The organism is Paenibacillus sp. VTT E-133291 (assembly GCF_002264395.1).
GTDB classification, from domain to species: Bacteria; Bacillota; Bacilli; order Paenibacillales; family Paenibacillaceae; genus Paenibacillus_AQ; species Paenibacillus_AQ nitricinens.
This window is the reverse complement of record NZ_NFVA01000020.1, coordinates 19,407-33,170: the sequence shown is the minus strand read 5'-3', so window position 1 is coordinate 33,170 and position 13,764 is coordinate 19,407. Positions and strand designations below refer to the sequence as shown.

Genomic DNA, 13,764 nt, shown 5'->3' with positions numbered 1-13,764 from the left:
AAGGCAAAGTATAAAAAACGCCCTAGAGTGCCAAGTGGCATCCTAGGGCAAGATAAAGAGATTTAATATACAAAATTATGTGAGGAATTCTTTAGCAGTGGAGCTCTTTCATCCTTAGCGGATAGCACTGGCTCTATATCTATCGGCCATTCGATGCCAATCTCAGGATCATTCCAGAGGATACCGCCATCGCATTCCGGAGCGTACAGTTCATCGCATTTGTACTGAACCTCCACGTCATCCGTCAGGGTCATAAATCCATGAGCAAAGCCTTTAGGAATCAGTAATTGCTTCTTGTTATCAGCCGTCAGCTCGATGCCAAACCATTTGCCATACGACGGACTACCGCGACGAATATCCAATGCAACGTCGAGGATTGCCCCTTTAGTACATCGGACAAGTTTGGTTTGCGCTTTGGGATTAATTTGATAATGAAGTCCACGCAGCGTACCCTTGGTAGCTGAAAAGGACTGATTGTCTTGTACAAATTCCAATTGCAGCCCTTGCTCCTGAAATTTTGCTTCACTGAAGGTTTCCATAAACCATCCTCGATGGTCCCCAAAGACAGCAGGTTCTACAATAAGAACGCCTTCCAGTTCTGTTGGTGTGAATTTCATGGGTCATTCTCCGCTCCTTAATATTGAATTTTGCCGGTGGCCACTTTAATCAGATATTGTCCATATCCGGTCTTACTCAGCTTTTGCCCGCACTCCAGTAGATGCTCTTTGGTAATCCATCCGTTTATATATGCGATTTCTTCAGGAGCAGAGATTTTGATGCCTTGATGGTCCTCAATTGTTCTGACAAAATTGGTCGCATCGACTAGACTCTGATGGGTACCGGTATCGAGCCAAGTAAAGCCGCGGCCTAGTAAGGCAACGTCCAATTCTCCCATTTTCAAGTAAGCTTCATTAATCGAGGTGATCTCAAGCTCACCCCGGATGGAAGGCTTTACTTCCTTTGCCAGAGATACGACGCGATTGTCATAAAAATATAAGCCAGTAATCGCATAGTTGGATTTGGGATGTTCCGGCTTTTCTTCCACACTAAGCACTTTACCGGTGCTATCAAATTCAACTACGCCAAATCGCTCTGGATCAAGTACATGATATCCGAACACGGTTGCACCGCGTTCTTTTTCAGCTGCCTGTTTAAGAAGTTTGGTAATCCCGTTTCCGTAATAAATGTTATCTCCAAGGACCATGGCGACAGAATCGGTTCCGATAAATTCTTCACCTAAAATAAATGCTTGGGCCAACCCGTCGGGGCTTGGTTGAACAATGTACTGCAGCGAAATTCCAAATTGAGAACCATCACCGAGCAAATTTTCAAAACGAGGGGTATCCTCAGCTGTCGAAATAATTAGAATGTCCTTAATGCCAGCCAGCATTAGCGTGGATAAGGGGTAGTAAATCATTGGTTTGTCATAAATTGGAAGCAACTGCTTACTGGTTACCATTGTAAGAGGATAGAGGCGAGTGCCGCTTCCTCCCGCAAGAATAATGCCTTTCATAAACGGAATCAGCTCTCCTTAACTACATATAAATTATGGGAATAGTGTGAACATTTACGTGATTGATCTATTCTATACTATTCTATTTTACGCTTGATGGCCATAATTTGTCTATTAAAGGGAAAAGGGAAGCTTAACCAATGTTTAATAAGAGAAAGTAAATAGGATTGCCAAAGCCTGTTATATTACTGGTGGTTCGCTGTGATATTTTGAAACTCTAATAAGCTAAAGATATATCAAAGTCCCGCCAAACAGTGGTTTAGGGGGAATAGATAAATAAGCAAGGATTATACAAAGAAATGTGGAGTTGCTGGTTCCAGTCGGTGAATGGGACTGTATATGTGGAGGAGTAGCTAACGGTGTAGATGTCATTCTTCTTTGGCAAGAAATTTAATGCCGAGGCAGGGGAATAACTTCCGCATGGACGAGTGATGGAGAATATGGTATTTCTGCGAAGTTACTAGAAGAAGAGCTTCTGATCCTTAATATTTTTTTTGAAAAAGAGTTGCACGACGCTGATGGCTAATCGAGGTCTTTGTAGACGCGGTTATCGTGCAAAACTTGGAGATGGTGAAGAAGATGCCATGACATATTTTACTGGATTATCTGCTTTATGGTTTAACTCAGATGACGATCACTTCACCGAAGGTGTTCGAATTCAAAAAAACCGTTTGGGATTGAGCGTGTTGTACTCGGTCATGAAAACAACCTGAAGCAGACTCGTACGATCTGTGAGTCTTGCTTAGCCCTTTTTTATAGATACCATATCGTCCTCTTCGAAGTTGCATATACTAGATAATAAATAGCGAGGGTTAGTTAAGGGGTTAATCTTTTGAAAGACTTATTATAACTTCTCCCTCTCGGGTTTGATTGGAATTGATATACAAATATAACAAACTCTCTGACATTAGCCTGCTATAACTGCTATAATAGAAGGAAATATGTAATTTTACTATACAGAGTTTTTTAGATGGAAGAGTAACCGACAGAAGGAGTTAATGTGATGAAGATCCGAAAAGCCATTATCCCCGCTGCAGGTCTTGGTACCCGTTTTTTGCCTGCAACCAAAGCAATGCCTAAAGAAATGCTACCGATAGTAGATAAACCGACGATCCAATATATTGTCGAAGAAGCAGTTGCTTCAGGAATCGAGGATATTATTATCGTGACGGGGAAAGGGAAACGTGCGATTGAAGACCATTTCGACAACTCTTTTGAACTGGAGTTTAACTTAGCAGAGAAGCAGAAGTGGGAACTTCTTGAATCCGTTCGCAAATCCTCCGAAATGGCTGATATCCATTACATTCGCCAAAAAGAACCGAGAGGTCTTGGACATGCGATTTGGTGTGCGCGCAAATTCATTGGGAATGAACCGTTTGCTGTACTGCTAGGCGATGATATTGTTGAAGCAAACAAACCATGTCTCAAACAAATGATTGATGTGTATGATGAATATAAATCTTCCGTAGTTGGTGTACAGCCTGTCCCTTGGGAAGAAGTTTCACGGTATGGTGTTGTAGACGCTTCGCCTTTGGCTGAGCGGGTCTATAAGGCTAACCGTCTTGTAGAGAAGCCAAAGAGAGAAGATGCTCCTTCTAATCTAGCGATTCTAGGACGGTACATCTTAACTCCACGCATCTTTGATATGCTTGGTGAGCAGCAGGTGGGTGTGGGTGGAGAAATTCAGCTGACGGATGCCATCTCCCGCTTAAGTGAAGTGGAGCGGATTATTGCTTATGACTTTGAAGGCAAACGTCATGATGTGGGTGAGAAGATGGGCTTCATCCAGACTACTATACATTATGCACTTCAGCATGAAGAGCTTAAAGATGATTTACTTCGTTATATGAAAGAGCTTGTAGATAGTGAAGTTGCTAGGGCTGGGTTATAAGTAGAACTCATATCATCGAAAAAAAGTGCGCCACTGTAATCACAGTGGCGCACTTTTTTCGTTTCTTGCTTATTTAAAACTGTGAATTTGCGATTGTCTCGATCTGTGCTGCTTCCGCAGGATCTGTTGCGATTAGTTTATCATATATTGCTTGATCCTCGTTGTTTGATTTCTTCAATGCAGCAAGGTACCATCGAGCAATTTCACGATTCGTTGCATTCGTATAATCGTCGCTCAGACCAAGTTTCAAGGTCCCAATAGCATTTTGTAACTGCCCCGACATTAACTGAATTCTACCCGCATTCAGAGCAATACTTGGTGTAAGAGTTGCAAGGTCACCAACCACTTGGTTATAAGCTTGTAGCCCGATCTTGAGATTAAGCAGTTTACTTGCATCGTCTTGCCCGGCACGAGCTTGTTCTGTCAGCTCGTAAGAACGGCTTATGAGCGCTTCATACCAGTTCATATCCCAGAGCGTTCCGCTGTTAATGATATCAGCATAACCTTCATTAAAACCAAGCTTCAAGGTTGCAGCAGCAGCTTCTTCCTGTCCAGATATTTGCTGCATTTTGGCGACGTTTAATGCAATCGTTGGTGTTACAGAGAACGGTCGTCCTTGCAACTGTTCAGGCGGGAGAGTCTTCAGGTGCTCAACACTAGCAAGAACGTGTTCATACGCTTCAAGCTCAGTTTTGAAATATCCCTGTTTCTTAGCTTCATCTTTTTGGGCAAGGGCTTGTTGTCCTAACGCGAGAGAACGACTAATCAGAGTATCGTACCATTCAATATCCCAGTTGAACTTTTCTGCATTGTCACGGTAAACGCCATAAGCTAGATCACTTTGGCCTTTTAAGTCATAATTGTTTACTAATTGAGCTAGAATATTTTTATTGTATGGCTCATCTTTTAGTGCGCGAATCAGTACGTTATAAGCCTCATTTAGAAATTGTTCATCTTTGTTCTGACTAAACACCTGTTGATCTAAAGAGGATAGGTACAAGACTGATTCTGGATGACCTGGACGTGTTTTTAAAGCCTCAGTTAATGGTTTCTTAATTTCCTCGTAAGAATTACTAACCCCGATTAGATTTTTACCCTTTAGGGCAGCATTACTGGAACCAATATAGCTAATCGAGAGGAATAACAAGAATACAGTTCCTACCGTGAGAACAGCGGAATATCCAAGCCGCAAACCAGGTTTATTCCAACTTTTACGTAGTTGTTTGCTATCCATGACAACTGCCATGCCCGCCAGTCCAAGGAAGACGAGTATTCCCATAAAGGCATAACTCATATTGAAATCAAGTAGGCTGTGCACAAGGATAGATAGCGCAATAATTAGATAAAAGAAACCATTCTCAAAATCATTTTTATCCCGTTTCACATACCCACGAATGTATTTATAGAAAATATACAAAATGAATCCCATAAATACGATGAAACCAAGGATCCCAACCTCAATCAAGTATTGTAAAAAGAAGTTATGCACTTGGCGGCTGGTGTATGGGTTGTTCTGATAATGCTCATATAGTGAGGACCATCCACCACCACCAGCGCCAAGGATCGGATAATCCTTAACTACCTTCATCGCATCTTTATAAAAAGTAATCCGTTCAAGAACACTATGTTGCTGGAAGTTGATGTTTTCAAGACGAGTTGCCATATTGCTAGGTAAGATATTTTTTGCGCTTGTACCTATTAGTAGGAAAGCTACAATTCCGACGAGTGCAATAGAACCAAGTGGAATCCATAGACCTGTCAGTTTACGAGACGACCAATTGCTGAGCTTCTTCTCTAGCCAAGGAGCGAAAAACCTCTGAATGACCCAAGATACTACAGCTACAGCCAGTGAAGCTCCAAGCAGATAACCCCAGCCTTTTAAGGCACCGGAAAAAGTGGAATTTGTATTTAACTCTAATCCTAAGTTAGTTACTGGAGTAGTAATGAGTAACGAAGCAATTCCAGCAACACTAAGATGTAGAATCCAAAGGATTTGCTGCGCAGGTTTTAGGAATAACAGCAGCAATATAAATACGACAGGTAGCAATACTAAACCACCACGAGATAATGTTAATAAAATCGATACAATGATGGGAACTAACATAAAGCTGTGTGTTAATGTTCCATACATTTTTTTAGAGCGAATAAGGGCGAAAATAGCTACAAACAAAAAGGCCATCAAGAATGCCGCGTAGGTATTTGCATATTGAAAGATCGAAGTCAGACGAAGTCCGTTAGAGTCCGTCATTACTGCATCTAAGTAGATATTGTTTCTTACGGTGTTTGAGAACCAACCCACTAGAGCTCCCGCTAGTTTGTTACTCCCCAACCAATTCAGTAGACCAAACCCTACTATGAAATAAGCAATGGCTAAAATAGCATTTTGAATGACAACATTTACTTGCTTCTGCTTTAAGAGATAAAAGGCTATAATGAAGACTGCAACATACATGCTCTGAATAAACAACATATTCATCGCCATATAATGCGAAACTGCGACTAACAATGATAGAGCATAAGTCAGAGGTAGTAATATTGAAGCTGATGCCACTAAGTCTCTCTGTTCATCTAGATTGAACTTTTTGTAGTATAAGCCAAGGCAGACTAGTAGCATAAGTCCGCTTACCAGTGCTGACACATATATAGGCTTCTCGAAGTCTAACTGCTGTCCGTTAAATAATCCCACTTGAAATGGGGCCCAACATAAAAATAAAATGAAAGCAACAACCAAGGCCCATATCGGACTTGCTATCTTTTCAGCATTTCTCGGCTGAGCGGCGGATTTGCCGTATACTGGTTTCGACACGTTATAATCTCCTTTTCCTGTAGGTACGACAATATTTTAGCATAATACTGTTCTACTGTTCCACTGAGTAAGTTCATGAGCTGAAAATAATTATTGTTGTCGCAATTACTTTGCTCTGTCCAGAGTGGAATTGTATTTTAAGTCTTGTAAACCTCATATTCAATAAATAAGTGGGGTCCTCCAAAAGGGTTTTCCTCTCATTTCTAATCTCTCCAACTGACCTTACAAAAAAAATCCTTCAGCACCGTATAGATTAAGAGCTTGATGTAGGGTTAAATAGATGCTAAATCATCCCACTTGAAAGAATAACGACAACATAAGTACAATTAAGTACATGTTTTAAAAACTGGAGAAGAAGGGATGCGCTAAGCTCGACTCAGTGTATAATTTGCCGTATACTGAATCTTGGCGATTTTTTATTTTATATTACAGCATTTTGATAGGCTGTATATTGATGTAAACTATACTGCGGTCAAAAATCAAATTATCAATACTAGACTAGGGAGAATCATACTTTGAAAATTAAAAAAATTCTGAAAATGGTAATTTTATTTATAGCGGCGTATCTACTTCTTTATAATGTATTTATAAAATTGATACCTAATCCCAATTTCCTATCCTTATCAGTAAGTATACAATCGGATAGCAATAATGAATTTCAAGTATACTATTCGAATAGTGCAGGCGAATTTTCAGAAGATCAATCGATAAAAAAATCATTTGAATCTGCTCCTGTCCCGAAAGCATTAAAATTCAATATTAATACTGAAATGAATGCATTAAGATTGGATCTGGGCAATCACCCGTCTCGAATTACACTTCAGAGTATTTCTTTGGGGAGTATTATAGGGGATTATTCATTACCATTAAGTGATTTGTCCAACAGTTACAATAATGAGATAGATAAATTGAAAATGGTTAATAACAATCTTGAGGTGATTACTAACGGTGGAGATCCGTATATTCTTCTTCCCATTAGTGATCAAATGAAGACAAATATTATTAACGATAATCTTCAGACGAAAACTTATTCAGCTATATTTCTCTCAATGATTGCTTCGATTTTTATATGTGTTCTGATCTTAATTAGAGGAAAATTGTTTAGAATATTTAAAGAATTTAATGTTCATAGAGCATTGATTCTTAATTTATCGAAAAATGACTTTAAGACCAAGTACGCAGGTTCTTATTTAGGAGTTATTTGGGGATATGTACAGCCAATAACAACAATTTTGGTTTATTGGTTTGTTTTTCAGGTGGGTTTGAAGGTAACACCTACAGATAATAACGTTCCTTTCGCGGTTTGGTTTATGGCTGGTTTAATACCATGGTTCTTCTTTTCAGACGCTCTTTCAAATGCAAGCAATAGCTTCGTTGAATATAGTTTCCTAGTAAAAAAACTTGTGTTTAAAGTGAGTATACTTCCTATTGTCAAGATTATTTCTTCTTTATTTGTGCACCTAGTGTTTATTGTGTTCCTATATATTGTCTATTTCTCGTATGGATTTAACTTTCATGCCTATAATATTCAGTTGTTATATTATTCTTTATGTACATTATTCTTTACAACTGCGTTGTCATATTTAACATCTTCAGTGGTTGTCTTTTTCAAGGATTTAGGTCAAATTATTGTTATTTTTCTCCAAGTGGGTATGTGGATTACTCCCATTATGTGGTCTGAGAAGATATTAAGTGATAAGTATAGTTGGTTATTTAAAATGAACCCTATGTATTACGTTGTGGAAGGGTACCGCGATTCCTTGTTCAATCGCGTTTGGTTTACAGAACATATATATTTAACCTTTTATTTTTGGTCTGTTACTTTTTTTCTTTTTGTATTAGGCGCATTTATATTCAAAAGATTAAAGCCGCATTTTGCTGACGTACTATAATCGTGGGAGTGTTAATTATGGAAGAAAACGCAATTGAGCTTACTAATATAACTAAAATCTATAAATTATATAACAATCCCAAAGATCGGCTTTTAGAAGCGTTGACTCCGTTCCGCACTAAGAAGCACACGGATTTTCACGCGCTTAATAATGTCACCCTTAAGGTAAAAAAAGGGGAAACGGTTGGCTTTATAGGTAAGAATGGTGCTGGAAAATCAACTTTATTGAAGATTATTACTGGTATACTCACGCCTACTTCAGGTAAAGTGGATGTTAATGGAAGGATTTCTGCTCTTCTTGAATTAGGAGCCGGCTTTAATCCTGAATACACGGGGTTGGAAAATATTTATCTTTACGGGTCACTAATGGGCTACGACAAGGAAGAAACGGAATCAAAAGTGGATTCGATTCTTGAATTTGCCGATATCGGGGATTTTATTCATCAGCCCGTTAAATCTTACTCCAGTGGTATGTTTGTACGTTTGGCATTTGCATGTGCGGTCAATGTGGATCCTGAGATATTAATCGTTGATGAGGCTTTGAGTGTCGGAGATATAAGATTTCAACAAAAGTGTTACAGGAAGATCAGGGAGTTCAAAGAGAGAGGGACAGTTCTCTTTGTCAGCCATGATCTTGGAGCGATAGCTAACTTTTGTGATAGGGTAATTTGGTTTAATGAAGGAATGGTTCATAAGGATGGATTGCCTGAGGATATAATAGATGAATATCATGCTTTCATGACGTATGATACAGTTTTAAGTGAAATTGAGGATTTGGTGGAAGATTCAGGTTTGGAGGAAGAAAGAGAGGCGTTTAATCGATCCCAAGAATTTGGAGAAAAGGGTGCAGTGATTACAAACGCAAAACTACTGAATTCTTCTGGGATAGCCAACACTTTTATTGCTGGCGGAGAAGATGTGGATCTGTTGCTGAAGGTGGAAACTTACAAATTAATATCCATGCCTATCATAGGATTTGTTTTAAAAGATAAGCTCGGTAACTCTGTACTTATCGTTAATACGGATACCGAGAAGTCTAAAATATCTGACCTAAAACAGAATAACCAGTACTACTTTAAATGGTCTTTTGCATTCCCATATATAAGAGACGGGATATATAGTATAGATTTGGCTATCGCAGATGGAACATATGAGAGTCATGTACAACAACATTGGATAAGCGATGCTCTTCTAATCGATGTCCGCAATAAAAGATCATATTCGTATGCACAAGGTTTTTGTATCTTAGACAAAGTGAAATTTGAACTGATTTGAAATAACTATGTTTTAGGAGGAAAAGATGGATTTCACAGGTGAAAGATATATACCACGGAAAGCTCTGGGTGAAATTGAGATTGAACATCAGCAAAGATACCATGCCATTTTGGAGTTTTTGGAAGATAAGACAGTCTTAGATGCAGCTTGCGGAGAGGGTTATGGCTCTGGATTGATGGCAAGTGTCGCGAAACAAGTAGTAGGAATCGATATTTCCACTGAATCTATTGAATGGGCACGCAGTAAATATAATAATGAGAATCTATCCTTTTTTACAGCAAGTATTGAAGATATCCCCTTGCCGGATTCATCTGTGGATGTTGTTGTTAGTTTTGAAACCATTGAACACGTTGATGTAGCTATACAACAAAAGTTCATGATAGAAGTTAAGAGGGTCTTGAAAAATGATGGAGTGTTGATTATCTCAACACCGGACAAGCTGAAATATTCGGATGAACCTCATTTTAGAAATCCTTTTCATGTCAAAGAGTTTTATTTTGAAGAGTTTGAACTGTTTTTGAGTAAGTACTATTCTAATGTCTCTATCTTTAAACAGGGGTTTGAAATGTTCAGTGTGCTAAGTAATCTAACAGAAACCGCTGATAATAAATATATGGTTGTGGATCCCGATAAAAGTCTCAATGAAGATGGGAAATATTTGATAGCTGTTTGTTCTGAACAAAGTCTCCCGGATATAACCTCGATTAATAATCTTATGCTATTTAAAACAAAACGTGAGTTCACAAGCAAATTATACCTTGATTTTGGCGGCGGCTTTAGTGAGGATGTCGTTGTTTACAGTGACTTATCATATGACGGTACGGCCTTTAGAGTAGAATTTGGGTTGGATTCGTTGCCAGAAATCAAACAGGCGAAATGGCTTCCGTTCAAAGATCATTTGATTAAAATTAAGATAAGCGAAATGTACCCTAATGTAAATATTCAATGCGTAAATTCTTGGACGCAATCAGAGGGATGGGACGAGTTTCAAAATACCAGTCCTGAGTATCTAATTTCATCAAACGTAATTAATCAAACGGGTAAGATGATTATTACTGGTGAACTATTGTTTCAAAATGAAAATATGGTGCATTCCAGCCTGATGAAAAAGATTCGCGAGTTAGAATCGATGAAAAGTGATCAGGATAAATTCAATGTGTTAGAGAGAAAGTTGGACAAGGTTTCAGAAACTTTACAGGAAGAGCTACTGAGAGTTAAAGAAGAGCTATTAACAGAGGCTGAAATCAAATCCTCTCTCATTGAGGATAATAAATCTTTGAAGAGCGATATTGAGAAAATGCTCAAAGATTTCGAAGCAGAGGTTACGTCAGCTCAAAATCTACTTAATCAAACAATAAATGAAAAAAACCATTTATTTCATGATCGGAATTATATTTTAGCTGCGAATCAAGATTACAACCAAAGGTTATCAAGTCTTTTGAACTCTAGTTCATGGAGAATGACCGCACCATTGCGTGCAATAAAATATAATGCAAAAAACTTAGCGGCAATTTCTAAAAGGGCAATAAAGAAAACAATTAAAGCTTTTTACAGACTGCTTCCTCTGAACTCGAAACGAAAAGAAGCTGTCAAAGCCTTTATATACACCAAGTTTCGCTTCTTGCTGAAAGATACAGGTATGTATAGAATTTGGCTTCAATCGCGGGAGGGACATTACAGCTCACAAGAAAAATTTTTATTGCTTTCAAGTTCCTCTTCACTGGATTCAGTGGATTTGGTGGAGACTCAACCTGGAAAAATAGCTGTACACTTGCATCTTTTTTATATAGACCTTCTAAATGAATTTTATAATTATTTTAATAACATGCCATATGCTTTTGATCTGTATGTTTCAATTACGGATAAAAATGCGCAACAATCTGTCTATGAGAAATTTGAGACTATTAATAATGTTAATAGAGTTGTTGTAAAGGTCACGCCAAACCAGGGGCGCGATGTTGCACCGATGTTCGTCGATTTTGGAGAGGACCTAGTGCATTATGATTTCTTAAGTCATGTACACTCGAAAAAATCACTGTATACAGGTACAGAGCAAGATGGCTGGAGAGGGCATCTGTTGGATAATTTATTCGGCGATTCCTTGGTTATTAAAAAAGTGTTCAGCCTGTTTAGTCAACATGAAAACTTAGGACTTGTGTACCCGGAAACATATAAAACGATTCCGTATTGGGCTCATACTTGGTTATCGAACAAAGGCATTGGGAATTCTTTGTTAGGCAGATTAGGGATCAGACATGATTATTCCAAGTATTTGGACTTTCCTGCAGGCACTATGTATTGGGCTAGAACGGCAGCGATCAAACCATTATTTGATTTGAATTTATCTTATGATGATTTCGCGAAAGAAGATAAACAAATCGACGGCACGATTGCCCATGCTATAGAAAGAGCAATGGTCCCTATTGTTACCAGTACAGGAAGTTCATATGTGGAGATCAATGTTTTCACTGGTGATTACAGATTTAATAAAGGCAGCAAAAATTTAATGCAGTATTGGCCAAGAAAGCTTAATGAATTAAAAGATATTATCGACGGAATTGAAGTGATCTCTTTCGATATCTTTGATACGTTGATAACACGCCCATTATTAAAGCCGGATACGGTATTTGATTTGATTGGGATTAAAGTGAGAGAATTTTTGGGTGAACAGGACTTCACCTTACTCAGAAGAGAAGCAGAGAATAATGTTCGAAAGAAAAAGAATTATCAAGGCGATTGTTCGATAGACGAGATTTATCAGGAGTTATCAAAGATTGCCAATATCAGTGATGGTATCTGCGAAGTGATTATGAGCATTGAAATCGAGTGGGAATTAAGGTTATCAGTGCCGAGAAAAGAAGTAATCGAAGTTTTGAATTATGCAAAGTTTAAAGGAAAGAAAATTATTTTGATCAGTGATATGTATCTTACCGAAGATATCATTAAAAAAATGCTAGCAAAATGTAATGTTCATTATTACGACGAATTATGGGTGTCTTCTTCAGTACAGAAGCGTAAAGATAACGGTCTGATGTGGGATCACTTTAAAGAAAAATTTCAAGGTAAGCGTACGCTCCATATCGGCGATAATGAGCATTCGGATGTTCAAATTGCTGAAGGGAAAGGGCTGCTTGTGTATCATGTGATGTCAGGAAGCAATATGTTTTATAATACTGATTTCGGTAATCACATGGGCTTTCATATTGAAAACAACTCCAGCTTGGGTGATTCGGTTATGTTTGGGCCTATTATATCTAAAGAGTTTAATAGCCCGTTCAAATTGTCTTACTCGAATGGGAAGTATCAAATTTCTGACTTGAAAACACTTGGGTTTACGATTTTTGCGCCAATCTTATTCAGCTACACAATGTGGTTAATCCATAAAATTAAGCATGATAAAGTGGGAGCTGTACTTTTCTTGGCAAGAGAAGGGTACCTTCTGAAGAAGGTATTTGATATTTGTGTTGAAAGATTAGATGATGAAGAATTAAATAATGTGAAAAGTGTATATTTTTATACATCCCGGAGAGCTTCTTCTGTTGCTAGCCTGGAGAATGTCGAAGATATCTATGAACTATTGCAAATCTCATTTGAGGGAACAATTGCCGACTTGCTTAAGGTCAGATTTGGAATTAATGCTTCTGAATCAAAGTTGAACAAAGTGATCTCTCTTCCTACCGACATTGATACAGTTAAACAAGGGATTAATGATTTTATCGATGCTATTTTAGCCAGAGCAAAGAAAGAAAGAGAAACTTACAAAGAGTACATTAATCAGATAGGGTTAGATGACATTAAAGCGGCTGTTGTAGATGTGGGATATTCAGGTACAATTCAATATTACATGTCAAAACTTCTTAATAAACCATTGGACGGCTATTATTTTGTGACAAGCAACAAACAAAGAGGTACACAATTTGACGGCAATACGATGCATGGTTTCTTTAGACAAAATGAGGATTTTGCAACAACAGACAGTGCAGTCTATAAATATCAATTATTACTCGAGAGTGTCCTCACTTCGGATCAAGGTCAATTTGTGAATTTTGAAAAAGATATGACAGGAAAACTGGTGCCGAATTTTGCTGTCGGTGGATTTGCTCAATACAATTTCGATAGTCTGAAGAAAATCATGATGGGAATTGAAGAGTATTTTGAAGAGACCCTGACGGTGTATAAAGATGTCATCATGGATATACCGTTATCAGGAAATGCTGTGGATAAATTGCTGGAAGCAACCATGTTATTTGAAGATCTGGTGAGTTTGGATTTAAAGCAGCTCTTTTTGGTAGAAGATACGTATTGTATGTCTAGCGAAATATCCGTCTTTAATCATTACAAGCAATGGTACGGTCTATGAATGTATACGTATCACTAGAGGGGATGCA

Annotated in this window: 7 protein-coding genes; 4 read left to right on the top strand and 3 right to left on the bottom strand. The window is 38.2% G+C overall.

Annotated features, from left to right (window positions below; translation table 11 throughout):
• Positions 1 to 62: 62 nt before the first annotated feature.
• Complete coding sequence (rfbC, locus tag CA598_RS10985; RefSeq protein WP_094876515.1) at positions 63 to 617, bottom strand: dTDP-4-dehydrorhamnose 3,5-epimerase; 555 nt, start codon at positions 615 to 617, stop codon at positions 63 to 65.
• A 17-nt stretch (positions 618 to 634) separates the two neighbouring features.
• Positions 635 to 1,513 (bottom strand): glucose-1-phosphate thymidylyltransferase RfbA, encoded by an 879-nt coding sequence (rfbA, locus tag CA598_RS10980; RefSeq protein WP_094876514.1) that lies wholly within the window; start codon positions 1,511 to 1,513, stop codon positions 635 to 637.
• A 1,003-nt stretch (positions 1,514 to 2,516) separates the two neighbouring features.
• Between rfbA and galU the strand changes: the two genes are divergently transcribed.
• Positions 2,517 to 3,404: a UTP--glucose-1-phosphate uridylyltransferase GalU gene (gene galU, locus CA598_RS10970; protein WP_094876512.1), complete on the top strand. Its 888-nt coding sequence runs from the start codon at positions 2,517 to 2,519 to the stop codon at positions 3,402 to 3,404.
• 73 nt (positions 3,405 to 3,477) lie between these two features.
• Here the strand turns inward: galU and CA598_RS10965 are convergent, their stop codons facing one another.
• Positions 3,478 to 6,210 carry an O-antigen ligase family protein gene (locus tag CA598_RS10965; RefSeq protein ID WP_094876511.1) on the bottom strand — a complete coding sequence of 911 codons (2,733 nt, stop codon included), beginning with the start codon at positions 6,208 to 6,210 and terminating at the stop codon, positions 3,478 to 3,480.
• 515 nt (positions 6,211 to 6,725) lie between these two features.
• Here CA598_RS10965 and CA598_RS32920 point away from each other — a divergent pair.
• The 3 genes from CA598_RS32920 to CA598_RS10950 are packed head-to-tail and all read left to right on the top strand — an operon-like array spanning position 6,726 to position 13,736.
• On the top strand, positions 6,726 to 8,102 hold the full coding sequence (locus CA598_RS32920) for an ABC transporter permease (RefSeq protein WP_256990458.1): 1,377 nt from the start codon (positions 6,726 to 6,728) through the stop codon (positions 8,100 to 8,102).
• Between the two features lie 17 nt (positions 8,103 to 8,119).
• Positions 8,120 to 9,376 (top strand): ABC transporter ATP-binding protein, encoded by a 1,257-nt coding sequence (locus tag CA598_RS10955; RefSeq protein ID WP_094876510.1) that lies wholly within the window; start codon positions 8,120 to 8,122, stop codon positions 9,374 to 9,376.
• A 25-nt stretch (positions 9,377 to 9,401) separates the two neighbouring features.
• The gene (locus CA598_RS10950; protein ID WP_094876509.1) at positions 9,402 to 13,736 is read left to right on the top strand and encodes a rhamnan synthesis F family protein; all 4,335 of its coding nucleotides are present in this window, start codon (positions 9,402 to 9,404) and stop codon (positions 13,734 to 13,736) included.
• Positions 13,737 to 13,764 lie beyond the last annotated feature (28 nt).